Raw genomic sequence first — 13,015 nt, forward strand, 5'->3', positions numbered from 1 at the left:
ATGGCACTCCCCGGATTCGGCTGGACCACCCGCGTCTGGCGCACCCGCGGCCTCGCCCGCTGGATGTTCTGGATCGGGCTGGCGATCACCGCGGCCTTCGTCGTGCTGGCGATCTTCGCCCCGCTGATCGCGCCCTACGGCTTCGCCGAGAGCCGCGTGGACGGCGTGAAGCTGCCCAAGCTGGCGCCGCCGAGCAGCTACTTCATCTTCGGCACCAACGACATGTTCTACGACGTCTTCTCCCGCGTCGTGTGGGGCGCCCGCACCGCGATGGAGGTGATCGTCATCTCGGTCATCTTCTCGGTGGCGATCGGCGTACCGCTCGGCCTCGTCGCCGGCTTCATCGGTGGCGTCGTGGACCGGGTGCTGGTGTTCCTGATGGACGCGCTCTACGCGTTCCCGTCGCTGCTGCTGGCGATCGTGATGGCGTTCCTGCTCAACCAGAAGCTCGGCAACGGCATCGTCGCCGCCGCGCTCTCGATCACCGTGATCTACATCCCGCAGTACTTCCGGGTCGTCCGCAACACGACCGTCTCGGTGCGGGAGGCGACCTACGTCGAGGCCGCGCGGGCGCTCGGCGCCAACCCGTTCACGGTGATGCGCAAGTACCTGTTCGGCAACGTCATCCAGTCCGTGCCCGTGATCGGCACGCTCAACGCCGCCGACGCGCTGTCCACCCTGGCGGCCCTGGGCTTCCTCGGCATGGGCATCCAGCCGAACGAGGCCGCGGAGTGGGGCTACGACCTCAACCGCGCGCTGGACGACCCGCTGATCGGCGTCTGGTGGACCGGCCTCTTCCCGGGCCTGGCCATCGTGCTGCTGATCACTGGCCTGACCCTGGTCGGGGAGGGGCTCAACGAGACCCTCAACCCGGCCCTGCGGCGCCGGCGGATGCTGCCGGTCCGGTTCCCCGCGCGTGCGGGGGCCGACGAGCGAGAGACGGAGGCCGGCCGATGAGCGCGCCCGCGACCAGCCGGACCGGCGAGGGCCGGCCGACGCTCGAGGTCAAGGACCTGAAGGTCTGGTACGGCAGCGAGCGCGGCGCCGTCCGCGCCGTCGACGGCGTCACCTTCGACCTCCGCCCCGGCGAGATCCTCGGCCTGGTCGGGGAGTCCGGCTGCGGCAAGTCCACCCTCGGGCGCGGCCTGCTCGGCCTGCTGCCGCCGGGCGCCGAGCGCGACGGCCGGCTCCTCTTCCAGGGCCGGGACATGCTCGCCCTCAGCAAGCGCGAGCAGCAGCGGATGCGCGGCGGCGACCTGGGCATGATCTTCCAGGAGCCGATGACCCGGCTGAACCCGCTGATGCGGATCTCGGACCACTTCGAGGAGGCGCTGCGCACCCACGAGCCGAAGATCGGCAAGAAGGAGGCCCAGCGCCGGGCGCTGGAGGTGCTGCGGGTGATGGGCATCCCACCCACCCGCTACCGCGCCTACCCCCACGAGTTCTCCGGCGGCATGCGCCAGCGCCTGCTGATCGCGCTGACGCTCGTGCTGCGTCCGGCCTTCGTGGTCGCCGACGAGCCGACCACGGCTCTGGACGTGCTGGTCGAGGCCCAGATCATCCGGATCCTGCACGACCTGCGCGAGAACTTCGACACCGCGATGCTGCTGATCACCCACAACCTGGGCATCGTGGCCGAGGCCTGCGACCGCGTCGCGGTGATGTACGCCGGCAAGATCGTCGAGATCGGCGACGCCCGCCAGGTCTTCAAGGACCCCCAGCACACCTACACCCGCGAGCTGCTGCGCTCCACGATCTCGCTCTCCACCACCGGGCTGGAGTTCATCGAGGGCGCGCCGCCGAACCTGGTGGACCCGCCCAGCGGCTGCCACTTCCACCCGCGCTGCCCGGACGCGATGCGCGTCTGCGCGACCACCGAACCCATCGACCACGACCGCGCCGGCGCCCCCGGGCACCGCGTGGCCTGCTGGGCGGCGGACCTGCGCGACGGCGGCTCGCTGCCCGCCGGCGCGGACGCGACGCCGCTGGACCGAGAGGAGCTCTCCGTTGCCGACGAGGCCTGACGACACCGTGGCCGATCGCGAGCTCGACGACGACCTCGTGCTGGACATCGCCGACCTGTCCGTCCACTTCGCGCTCCAGGGCAACGCGCTGAGCCGCCTGCTCGGGATGCGCTCGCGGACGGTGAAGGCGGTGGACGGCATCACGCTGGGGATCCGCCGCGGGGAGGTGGTGGGCCTGGTCGGCGAGTCGGGCAGCGGCAAGTCGACGCTCGGCCGAGCGCTGCTCGGGCTGGCCCCGGCCACCGAGGGTGAGATCCAGTACCACGGCACGAGCGGGGACGCGGAGGTCTCCGCGATGCGCGGCAAGCGGCTGCGCCAGCTCCGCACGGACCTGCAGATGGTCTTCCAGGACCCGCACGCGGCGCTCAACCCGTCGATGACGATCGAGGAGGCCGTCGGCCACCCGCTGGTGATCCACGGCCGCGCGAAGGGCCCCGAGCTGCGCGCCCGGGTGGTCGACGCCCTGGAGCGGGTCGGGCTCAGCCCGGTGGAGAACTTCCTCGACAAGTACCCCGCGGACCTGTCGGGCGGCCAGAAGCAGCGGGCCGTCATCGCCCGGGCGATCATCCTGGAGCCCGAGGTGCTCATCGCCGACGAGCCGATCTCCATGCTCGACATGTCGGTCCGCGCCAAGATCCTGCAGCTGATGCTGGACCTCAAGCGCGACCTCGGCCTGACCTACGTCTACATCACCCACGACCTGGCCAGCGCGAAGTACTTCTGCGACCGGATCGCGATCATGTACCTCGGCCGGATCGTCGAGATCGGCCCGACCGAGGAGATCTTCGCCAATCCGCGGCACCCATACACGAAGGCGCTGCTGGCCGCGATCCCGGACCCCGACCCGGACCGCCAGCTGCCGCGGACCATCCCGCGCGGCGAGATCCCCGACGCGGCGGCGCCGCCGCTCGGCTGCTCCTTCCACCCGCGGTGCCCGGTGGCCCGGGCGGAGTGCGGCTGGGAGGCGCGGGACCTGCGGGCGCTGCTGGAGGGGCACTGGACCCGCCGCAGCGCGGACGAGTACGACGCCGACCGGGCGGTGCTCGGGTCGCTGGACGCACTCGACGAGTCGACCACGTCGGTCACCATCGGCACCGGCGGCGCGGCCGCGGTGCGCGACCTGCTGGCGCGGGTCCGCGCCGAGGCGCCGGAGGAGCCGATCTGGCAGGGCGTGCGGTCGATCGAGGACGACGGGGACGGCGTCCGGATCGACTTCGTCGACGGTGTCGACCCGGCCCTGCGCCGCGCCGGCGGGGCCGACGTCGCCTGCGTGCTCTACCCCGGCGACGGCTGACCGGGGCTCAGGCCGACTCTCGGGCCGCGGCCACCTCGGGGACCGGCAGCACCGGCAGCGGGGGAGGGGTGCCCCCGTAGGCCGGGCACAGCGCCTGGTGGTCGCACCAGGCGCAGAGCGGGCCCGGGCTCGGGCGCCAGTCGCCGGAGTCGCGGGCCTGCTCGATCGCCCGCCACACGGCCTCGACCTTGCGCTCCGTGGCCAGCAGGTCCTGCTCGTCGGGCTCGTAGTGCACGATCTCGCCGTTGCCGAGGTACATCAGCTGCAGCCGGCGGGGCACCACGCCGCGGATCCGCCAGAGCAGCAGCCCGTAGAACTTGAGCTGGAAGAGCGCTCGCGCCTCGCCGCCCTCGCGGGGCGACCGGCCGGTCTTGTAGTCGACCACCCGGACGGCGCCGTCGGGGGCGACGTCGACCCGGTCGATGATGCCGCGGAGCTGGAGGTGGGACCCGGTCACCGTCTCCAGGTACAGCTCGCGCTCCGCGGGCTCGAGGCGGCGCGGGTCCTCGAGCGCGAAGTAGCGGGCGAGGACGGCGCGGCAGGAGTCCAGCCAGCCCACGATCTCCTCGCCGTCGGCCGGGAACATCTCGCGCAGGGCGGGCTCGGCCTCCGCCAGCGTCGCCCAGGTCGGCTCCAGCATCCCCTCCGCGGAGGCCGGCGTCCGCTCGGCCGCCGGGAGGTCGAACAGGTCCTCGAGGACCTTGTGCACCAGGGTCCCGCGCGCCGCATCGGGCGACGGCGTCTCCGGGAGCCGGTCGATGGTGCGGAACCGGTAGAGCAGCGGGCAGGTGAGGAAGTCGCCCGCGCGGGAGGGGGAGAGGGAGCCCAGCACCTCCGGGTCGGGCACCTCGGACGGCGCCGCCGTCGTTCCGGTCCGCATCGACCCGGCCAGCACCTCGCCCGTCATGGCCCCGAGGCTAGGTGACACCTCCGACAGCGGATCCCCCCGCCACGCCGGTAGCCTCGGAGTGTGTCCGGTGATCCCTCCCCGCCCCGCGCGCCTGCACCCCGCAGGCCCGCGACGCGCGGCATGCTCCGGATCGGCAGCATCGCGGGCAGCGACGTGCTCGTCTCCAGCAGCTGGTTCCTGGTCGCCGCGCTGATCGCCTTCGTGATGGCGCCGCGCGTGGACCAGATCGCTCCGGGCCTGGGTCCGCTCAAGTACGTCGTCGGCCTGCTGTTCGCCGTCGTCCTCTACGGCGCCGTGCTCCTGCACGAGGCGTCCCACGCCGTCGTGGCCCAGCGGTTCGGCTTCCGCGTCGAGTCGATCACGCTGCACTTCCTCGGCGGCGCCACCGCGATCGACGGCGAGGCGCGCACGCCGCGCCAGGAGTTCTGGATCGCGGTCGTGGGCCCGATCACCTCGCTCGGCGTCGGCCTCGCGGCGCTCGCGCTGTGGTTCGTGACGCCGGGCGGCGTGCTGCTGCTGATCGTCGAGGGACTGGCCTGGACGAACCTGCTGATCGGCGTGCTCAACCTGGTCCCGGCGCTCCCGCTCGACGGCGGCCGCGTGCTCAAGGCCGGCGTGTGGGCGCTGACGGGCCGCGCCCGCACCGGCACCCTGGTGGCCGGCTGGGCCGGTCGCGTGGCGGCTGCCGGGGTCGTGCTCTGGGCGCTGGTCCAGGCGCAGCTGGTCGACTCGTCGCGCGGCACCCTCAGCCCGCTGATGGCGGTCATCGTCGCGGTCTTCCTCTGGATGGGTGCCTCCCAGGCGCTGCAGGCGGCCGAGGTCCGCGACCAGATCGGCCGGATCGTGGCCCGGGACCTCGCCCGCCGGACGCTCGCGGTCCCGGCCGAGCTCCCGCTCGCGGAGGCGATCCGCCGGGCCCAGGCGGCCGAGGCCGGCAGCATCGTCACGGTGACCTCCGCGGGCGCGCCCGTCGGCGTCGTCGACGAGCGGGCGGCGGCGGCGGTCCCCGGCGAGCGGCGCCCCTGGGTCGCCACCTCGACGGTCGCCCGCAGCGTCGAGCCCGGACTGTCGCTGCCGGCGTCGATCACCGGCGAGGCGCTGGTCGAGGCGATCCGGCGCACCCCGGCATCGGAGTACGTGCTCGTGGAGGAGGACGGCACGCTGTGCGGCGTGCTGGCCACCGCCGACGTGGCCCGGGTGGTGCGCTCGGGCGGCTGAGCCCGCCCGCGGCCGGCCGACGATTTCGGCGGTTCCCGGCCGGGCCGGATAGATTTCGTCGGTGACGAACGGCGAGCACCCCCACCCTGCCACCGGCGACGTCCCGACCGAGGCCTGGTCCGGCGTCCACCGCGGCCCCCTCCGGGTCGGCGAGTGGGTCCGCCTGGTCGACGGCAAGGGCCGCAAGCACAACTTCGAGCTGGTCCCGGGCAAGCGCTTCTTCTCGAACAAGGGTCACCTGGAGCACGACGAGCTGATCGGCCGCGAGGAGGGCTTCACCGTCACCTCCTCCGCGGGCGGCGAGTACCTGGTCTTCCGGCCCCTGCTCTCGGAGTTCGTGGTCTCGATGCCGCGGGGCGCCGCCGTCGTCTACCCCAAGGACGCGGCCCAGATCGTGGCGATGGCCGACATCTTCCCGGGTGCCCACGTGGTCGAGGCCGGCGTCGGGTCCGGCGCGCTCACGTGCTCGCTGCTCCGCGCCGTCGGTCCGTACGGCAAGGTCTCCTCCTTCGAGCGACGCGAGGAGTTCGCGGACGTGGCGCGCCGCAACGTCAACCAGTTCTTCGGCGCCCCCGAGGGCGAGACCCACCCGGCGTGGTCCCTGACCATCGGCGACCTGGCCGAGGCGCTGCCGGCGTCGGGGGAGCGGTGCGACCGGATCATCCTCGACATGCTCGCGCCCTGGGAGTGCCTCGACGCCGCGGCCGACGCGCTGCTGCCCGGCGGGATCCTCTGCGCCTACGTCGCCACCACCACGCAGCTGTCGCGCTTCGTGGAGACCGTCCGGGTCCACGGCGGGTTCACCGAGCCGGCACCGTGGGAGTCGCTGGTCCGGGACTGGCACGTCGAGGGACTGGCGGTCCGCCCGGGCCACAAGATGATCGGCCACACGGCCTTCCTGGTCACGGCGCGCCGTTTGGCGCCGGGCGAGCGGGCGCCGCTGAAGAAGCGTCGGCCGGCCCCCGGTGCGTACGGTCCGGACTACGCCGGGCCGCGCCCGGCGGGGGTCCCCGAGACCCCCGCCGAGTAGCCGCGCACGTGACCGGCGGGTAACCGGCCGGTGACCGCCGAGTAGCCGCCACCGGCGGTCCCGGCACCGTGCGTCGCAATACAAACGTGACGCGCGGAGCGGTGTGACGCACCTTCCCGCAACATCCGTCCGAGTAGGGTCGGCTGTGTCTGAGGAGGTGGGGCGATGTCCAACATGGATGGACCCAGCACGAGTGGCAGCCACGACCGGGACGACTTGAGCCGCGAGGAGCTCACGCACCAGGTCGGTTATCTGGAGGGCGAGGTGCGCGATCTTCGCAGGCGCCTCTCCGACACCCCGGGAGCCGGGTCCGGCACCCTCGAGGCGCGGCTCGCGGAGGCCCAGCGCTCGCTGGCCGCGGTGACCGCGCAGAACGAGCGGTTGGCCGGCACCCTGCGCGAGGCGCGCGACCAGATCCTCAAGCTCAAGGAGGAGGTCGACCGGCTGGCCCAGCCGCCCGCCGGCTTCGGCACCTTCCTCCAGCGCAACGACGACGACACCGTCGACGTGTTCACCGGCGGCCGCAAGCTGCGCGTCACGGTGAGCCCGGCCGTCGAGGTCGACGAGCTCCGCCGCGGCCAGGAGGTCATGCTCAACGAGGCGCTCAACGTGGTCGGCGCGTTCGACTACGAGAGCGTCGGCGAGGTCGTGATGCTCAAGGAGATCCTCGCCGACCGGGAGCGGGTCCTGGTGATCGCCGGCGCGGACGAGGAGCGCGTGGTCCGGATGGCCGAGCCCCTGATGTCGGAGAAGCTGCGTGCCGGCGACTCGCTGCTGCTGGACTCGCGCGCGGGCTACGTCTACGAGCGGGTGCCCAAGTCCGAGGTCGAGGAGCTCGTCCTGGAGGAGGTCCCCGACATCGCGTACGAGTCGATCGGTGGCCTGTCCGGCCAGATCGAGGCGATCCAGGACGCCGTCGAGCTGCCGTACCTCTACCCGGAGCTGTTCGACGAGCACGAGCTGAAGCCGCCGAAGGGCATCCTGCTCTACGGCCCCCCGGGCTGCGGCAAGACGCTGATCGCCAAGGCGGTCGCCAACAGCCTGGCCAAGAAGGTGGCGGCGCGCACCGGCGCCGAGGGGAAGTCCTACTTCCTCAACATCAAGGGCCCCGAGCTGCTCAACAAGTACGTCGGCGAGACCGAGCGCCACATCCGGCTGGTGTTCCAGCGGGCCCGTGAGAAGGCCAGCAACGGCACGCCCGTGATCGTCTTCTTCGACGAGATGGACTCGCTGTTCCGCACCCGCGGATCGGGCGTCTCCTCCGACGTGGAGAACACGATCGTCCCGCAGCTGCTCAGCGAGATCGACGGCGTCGAGACCCTGGAGAACGTGCTGGTCATCGGCGCCTCGAACCGCGAGGACATGATCGACCCGGCCATCCTTCGTCCCGGCCGGCTGGACGTGAAGATCAAGATCGAGCGCCCGGACGCCGAGTCCGCTCGGGACATCTTCAGCAAGTACCTGACCTCGCGCCTGCCGCTGCACGCCGACGACCTCGCCGAGTTCGGCGGCGACCGGGAGGCCTGCGCCGCGGGCATGATCCGGGCGACCGTCGAGCGGATGTACACCGAGACCGAGGAGAACAGGTTCCTCGAGGTGACCTACGCCAACGGCGACAAGGAGGTCCTGTACTTCAAGGACTTCAACTCCGGCGCGATGATCCAGAACATCGTCGACCGGGCCAAGAAGATGGCGATCAAGGACCTCATCGACCACCAGCAGAAGGGCCTGCGGATCGCACACCTGCTGCAGGCGTGCGTGGACGAGTTCAAGGAGAACGAGGACCTGCCCAACACCACCAACCCCGACGACTGGGCGCGGATCTCCGGCAAGAAGGGCGAGCGCATCGTGTTCATCCGTACGCTGGTGACCGGCAAGCAGGGCACCGAGCCGGGACGCTCCATCGACACGGTGTCGGACACCGGGCAGTACCTGTGACCTGATTGAATCAACCCCGCGGGGCAAGTCGTCCCGCGTCGCCCTACCGGAGGAAGTCACATGAAGAAGTTCGTCCTGATCGTCCTCGTCGCCGCCGGCATCGGCGCGATCGCGTTCAAGGTGGCCAAGAGCCGCTGAGCCGGGCGAAGCGCTGACTGCGGGCGGCACGGTCCGGGGATCCCCCGGGCGTGCCGCCCGCAGTCACGTCCGCCCCCGGTCCGCGGTGCGTCCCGGGCCGTCACGCGTCGACGTCGCCCTCCGCGGCGGGCTGTGCCGCGGCGGGCGGCTGGTAGGAGTGGCGCGTGTCCAGCACGGCGCGCACCCGCTCCTCGTCGAACGCCTCGCCGAGCCAGTCGAAGAGGCCGCGGAGCACGGTCGGGTCGGCGGTGAACTCGTCGTAGTGCACCCGGTAGGCCACCTCGCCGAGCTGGCCCGCGAGCGCGTCCAGCACCCGCTCGCGCTCGACCAGCTTGGCGGTCGCTCCCGGTTGCTCACCCCACCAGGCGCTCTGCGAGACCGCGCCGAGGTCGCGGGTGTTGATCACGAACCGCGCGCCCGGGAACACCTCGCGCAGCCAGGCGACGTACTCGGGGGTGTCCTCCTGGTCCCAGCGGATCTCCTTGAAGCCGGTGACCCGGGTGTCCTCGTCCGGCCGCAGCAGCGTCGACAGCGCCAGCTGGCGGGTCAGTGCGAGCGCTCGCCGGTGCGGGTAGCCGTCGATGCCGAACCACGGCGCGGTGGTGTCCGAGCTGCCGGGCTCGTCGCCGGCCCGCCGCTGGAGACGCCGCATCCGGGACCGTTCGGCCACGAGCCCCCGGTCGAACTCCCACAGGTGCCGCAGAGCCTGTCGGTTCTCACCGCGGATCAGGAAGCCCGGGATCGAGTTGAGGATGCCTTGGACCAGCGTCGATCCCGACCGGCCGTAGGTCAGCACGAACAGGTAGCCGAGGTCACGCTCACCCTCGAGCCTGCCGAGCCGGCGACGGAGCCGGGCGCTCTCCTCGCGAAGGCGCTCCAGCTCCACCTCGAGCGCGGCCCGCCGGCGGTCCGGGCGGCGCCGGAGTCGTCTCACCATGCAGGCAGGCTATCGGGGGAAGCGGCGCCGGTTCGGGCCATCCAGGCGCACCCCTCGCGTACGCTCGATGCATGAGCGTGCGACGCGTGATGGGCACCGAGGTCGAGTACGGCATCGCGGTCCAGGGCCAGGCAGGCGCCAACCCGATGGTGGCGTCGTCCCAGGTCGTGAACGCCTACGCCTCGGCGACGGTGCGTGCCCGACGGGCCCGCTGGGACTTCGAGGAGGAGTCGCCGCTGCGGGACGCCCGCGGCTTCGACATGTCCCGCCAGGTGGCCGACCCGTCGCAGCTCACGGACGAGGACCTGGGTCTGGCCAACGTCATCCTCACCAACGGCGCGCGCCTCTACGTCGACCACGCGCACCCCGAGTACTCCACGCCCGAGGTGGTCACGCCGCTGGACGTGGTGCGCTGGGACAAGGCGGGGGAGGCCGTCATGCTCGACGCCGCCCGGCTCGCGCAGCAGCTGCCCGGCAACCCGTCGATCGTGCTCTACAAGAACAACACCGACAACAAGGGCGCCTCCTACGGGGCGCACGAGAACTACCTGATGCGGCGCTCCACACCGTTCGCCGACATCGTGCGGCACCTGATCCCGTTCTTCGTCAGCCGCCAGGTCGTCTGCGGCGCCGGCCGGGTCGGTCGTGGCCAGGACGGCCGGGGGACCGGCTTCCAGATCAGCCAGCGCGCCGACTTCTTCGAGGTCGAGGTGGGCCTGGAGACCACCCTCAAGCGGCCCATCATCAACACCCGCGACGAGCCGCACGCCGACCCGGAGAAGTACCGGCGGCTCCACGTGATCATCGGCGACGCGAACCTGGCCGAGATCTCGACGTACCTGAAGGTCGGCACGACCGCACTCGTGCTGGCGATGGTCGAGGCCCGCTTCATCGGCCGCGACCTCACGGTCGACTCGCCCGTCGCCTCGTTGCGCGCGGTCTCCCACGACCCCTCCCTGCGCCACACGGTCACGCTGTCGGACGGCCGGCGGCTCACGGCCGTCCAGCTCCAGATGGAGTACCTGGACCTCGCCAAGAAGTTCGTCGAGGACCGGCTCGGAACCGACGTCGACCCGCAGACCGCCGACGTCCTGGCGCGGTGGGAGGACGTGCTGGACCGGCTCGAGCGCGACCCGATGTCGCTGGCCGACCAGCTCGACTGGGTCGCCAAGCTCAAGCTGCTCGAGCAGTACCGCTCGCGCGACGGCCTGGCCTGGGACGACGCGAAGCTCCAGCTCATCGACCTCCAGTACAGCGACATCCGGCCCGAGAAGGGGCTCTACCACCGCCTCGTCGGCGCCGGCCGGATCCAGCGGCTGCTGACCGACGACCAGGTGGGCGCCGCGATCACCGACCCGCCGCCGGAGACCCGGGCCTACTTCCGCGGCCGCTGCCTGGAGAAGTACGCCGACCAGGTCGCCGCCGCGTCGTGGGACTCGGTCATCTTCGACCTGCCGGGCCGCGAGTCGCTGCAGCGCGTGCCCACGATCGACCCGCTGCGCGGCTCGAAGGCGCACGTCGGCGGCCTGATCGACGCCAGCCCGACGGCGGCGGACCTGGTGCGGGCGCTCAGCCGCTGACGCGACGCGCACCGATATCCGCCACTGTCCTCACCGATCTGTGGCTAGGCTCTGGGCATGTCCCAGGAGCAGAAGCAACCGCGCAAGGGAACCGACGAGGAGACCTCCACGGAGGCCGCCCCCGAGACGGACGTGGCCGAACGCAAGGAGGCCCTGGACGAGGACGTGGACGCCATCCTGGACGAGATCGACGACGTGCTGGAGTCCAACGCCGAGGACTTCGTGAAGTCGTTCATCCAGAAGGGCGGCGAGTAGTTGACCGACGCTCGCATCCCGGCCGCCTACCTGCGCCCCGGGACCTCGTCCTTCAGCGACTTCATCGCAGAGAACGCCCCCGACCTGCTGCCCGCCCGGCGCTCGCTCCCCGCCGGCAGCCACGGCGAGATCGCGCCGCACGGCACGACGATCGTGGCCGCGACGTTCCCCGGCGGCCTGGTGATGGCCGGTGACCGCCGCGCCACGATGGGCAACGTGATCGCCCAGCGCGACATCGAGAAGGTCTTCCCGGCCGACGAGTACTCCGTGGTCGGCATCGCCGGCACGGCGGGCCTCGCGGTCGAGATGGTCCGCCTGTTCCAGGTCGAGCTGGAGCACTACGAGAAGATCGAGGGCTCCGTCCTGTCCCTGGACGGCAAGGCGAACCGGCTCTCCGCCCTGATCCGCGCCAACCTCGGGATGGCGATGCAGGGCCTCGCGGTGGTGCCGATGTTCGCCGGCTACGACCTCCAGCGGGGCGTGGGCCGGATCTTCGGCTACGACGTGACCGGCGGCCGCCACGAGGAGTCCTCCTTCTTCACGGTCGGCTCCGGCTCGCTGTTCGCCCGCGGCGCGCTGAAGAAGCTCTACCGCGACGACCTGGACCGCGAGGAGGCCGTCAGCATCTGCCTCCAGGCGCTCTACGACGCCGCCGACGACGACTCCGCGACCGGCGGGCCGGACCTGACCCGCCGGATCTTCCCGGTGGTCTGGGTGGTGACCGCCGACGGCGGCGTCCGCCTCTCCGAGGCCGAGATCGGCGAGCTGGCCGACCGCGTCGTCGGCGGGCGGATGGTGCGGCCGGACGGCCCCCTCGCTCCCTTGACCGGCCCGGACGCGGGGGAGGGGGGTCTGAGATGAGCATGCCGTTCTACGTCTCGCCCGAGCAGCTGATGAAGGACCGGGCGGACTTCGCCCGCAAGGGCATCGCCCGGGGCCGCTCGCTGGTCGCGGTCCAGTACGCCGACGGCGTGCTGCTGGTGACCGAGAACCCCTCGCAGGCGCTGCACAAGGTCTCCGAGCTCTACGACCGCCTCGCGTTCGCGGCCGTCGGCCGCTACAACGAGTTCGAGAACCTGCGCATCGCCGGAGTCCGTCTGGCCGACATGCGCGGCTACTCCTACGACCGGCGCGACGTCACCGGCCGCGGCCTCGCCAACGCCTACGCGCAGACGCTCGGCACGATCTTCTCCAGCGGCGGCGAGAAGCCCTACGAGGTGGAGATCTTCGTCGCCGAGATCGGCGACTCGCCCGAGTCGGACCAGATCTACCGGCTCACCTACGAGGGCCGGGTCGCCGACGAGCACGGCTACGCGGTGATGGGCGGCGACGCGGAGACCGTCGCGACCTACCTGAAGGAGCACTACGAGCCGGGCGCCACGCTCGACGCCGCGCTCCGGGTCGCCGTGGCCGCCCTCGGGCACACCAGCAGCGAGGACCGGGTGATCCCGGTCGAGGACCTCGAGGTCGCGGTGCTGGACCGGACCCGGGTGCAGCCGAGGAAGTTCCGTCGCCTGCTCGGCGAGCGGCTCGGTGCGCTGCTGGGTGAGCGCGGCCGGCCGCAGCACGCCGCACCGGAGGCCACTGCGGACACCTCGCCGCAGGCACCACCGGAGGCAGAGCCCGGTTCCGACGACGACGGCGACGCGCCGATCGCGCCGCCGGTGTAACCGGCTCGGGTCTAGGGTGAG

General features: G+C 72.1%; 12 protein-coding genes. 10 read left to right on the forward strand and 2 right to left on the reverse strand.

The genetic code is table 11. The features are described 5' to 3' along the window. The 3 genes from ABLM29_RS01250 to ABLM29_RS01260 are packed head-to-tail and all read left to right on the forward strand — an operon-like array spanning position 1 to position 3,318. Positions 1–957 (forward strand): ABC transporter permease, encoded by a 957-nt coding sequence (locus tag ABLM29_RS01250; RefSeq protein ID WP_349711661.1) that lies wholly within the window; start codon positions 1–3, stop codon positions 955–957. Beyond that, a complete protein-coding gene (locus tag ABLM29_RS01255) occupies positions 954–2,024 on the forward strand; it encodes an ABC transporter ATP-binding protein (RefSeq protein ID WP_349711663.1) in 1,071 nt (356 codons plus the stop codon). The genes ABLM29_RS01250 and ABLM29_RS01255 overlap by 4 nt, the downstream gene beginning before the upstream one ends. Beyond that, complete coding sequence (locus tag ABLM29_RS01260) at positions 2,008–3,318, forward strand: ABC transporter ATP-binding protein (RefSeq protein WP_349711665.1); 1,311 nt, start codon at positions 2,008–2,010, stop codon at positions 3,316–3,318. The genes ABLM29_RS01255 and ABLM29_RS01260 overlap by 17 nt, the downstream gene beginning before the upstream one ends. A 7-nt stretch (positions 3,319–3,325) precedes the next feature. Here ABLM29_RS01260 and ABLM29_RS01265 read toward each other — a convergent pair whose 3' ends face one another. Further along, positions 3,326–4,225: a RecB family exonuclease gene (locus ABLM29_RS01265; protein ID WP_349711667.1), complete on the reverse strand. Its 900-nt coding sequence runs from the start codon at positions 4,223–4,225 to the stop codon at positions 3,326–3,328. Positions 4,226–4,348: 123 nt separating this feature from the next. Here ABLM29_RS01265 and ABLM29_RS01270 point away from each other — a divergent pair, with 123 nt between their 5' ends. From ABLM29_RS01270 to arc, 3 genes are all read left to right on the forward strand, one after another. Beyond that, on the forward strand, positions 4,349–5,446 hold the full coding sequence (locus tag ABLM29_RS01270; protein ID WP_349711669.1) for a site-2 protease family protein: 1,098 nt from the start codon (positions 4,349–4,351) through the stop codon (positions 5,444–5,446). 61 nt (positions 5,447–5,507) lie between these two features. Next, the gene (locus tag ABLM29_RS01275) at positions 5,508–6,476 is read left to right on the forward strand and encodes a tRNA (adenine-N1)-methyltransferase (protein WP_349711671.1); all 969 of its coding nucleotides are present in this window, start codon (positions 5,508–5,510) and stop codon (positions 6,474–6,476) included. Positions 6,477–6,641: 165 nt separating this feature from the next. Beyond that, positions 6,642–8,414, forward strand: a complete 1,773-nt coding sequence (gene arc, locus ABLM29_RS01280) for a proteasome ATPase (protein WP_349711673.1) — start codon at positions 6,642–6,644, stop codon at positions 8,412–8,414. A 238-nt stretch (positions 8,415–8,652) separates the two neighbouring features. On the opposite strand, the gene ABLM29_RS01285 is transcribed toward arc, so the two are convergent. Further along, complete coding sequence (locus ABLM29_RS01285) at positions 8,653–9,489, reverse strand: sulfotransferase (RefSeq protein WP_349711675.1); 837 nt, start codon at positions 9,487–9,489, stop codon at positions 8,653–8,655. A 71-nt stretch (positions 9,490–9,560) separates the two neighbouring features. On the opposite strand from ABLM29_RS01285, the gene dop reads away from it, so the two are divergent. The 4 genes from dop to prcA are packed head-to-tail and all read left to right on the forward strand — an operon-like array spanning position 9,561 to position 12,994. Continuing rightward, on the forward strand, positions 9,561–11,069 hold the full coding sequence (dop, locus tag ABLM29_RS01290) for a depupylase/deamidase Dop (RefSeq protein WP_349711677.1): 1,509 nt from the start codon (positions 9,561–9,563) through the stop codon (positions 11,067–11,069). 57 nt (positions 11,070–11,126) lie between these two features. Then, the gene (locus ABLM29_RS01295) at positions 11,127–11,324 is read left to right on the forward strand and encodes a ubiquitin-like protein Pup (RefSeq protein WP_349711679.1); all 198 of its coding nucleotides are present in this window, start codon (positions 11,127–11,129) and stop codon (positions 11,322–11,324) included. Continuing rightward, complete coding sequence (prcB, locus tag ABLM29_RS01300; RefSeq protein ID WP_349711681.1) at positions 11,325–12,185, forward strand: proteasome subunit beta; 861 nt, start codon at positions 11,325–11,327, stop codon at positions 12,183–12,185. Then, the gene (gene prcA / locus ABLM29_RS01305) at positions 12,182–12,994 is read left to right on the forward strand and encodes a proteasome subunit alpha (protein ID WP_349711683.1); all 813 of its coding nucleotides are present in this window, start codon (positions 12,182–12,184) and stop codon (positions 12,992–12,994) included. The genes prcB and prcA overlap by 4 nt, the downstream gene beginning before the upstream one ends. Positions 12,995–13,015: the final 21 nt, after the last annotated feature.

It is taken from the genome of Nocardioides sp. YIM 152588, from assembly GCF_040191335.1.
Lineage (GTDB): Bacteria > Actinomycetota > Actinomycetes > Propionibacteriales > Nocardioidaceae > Nocardioides.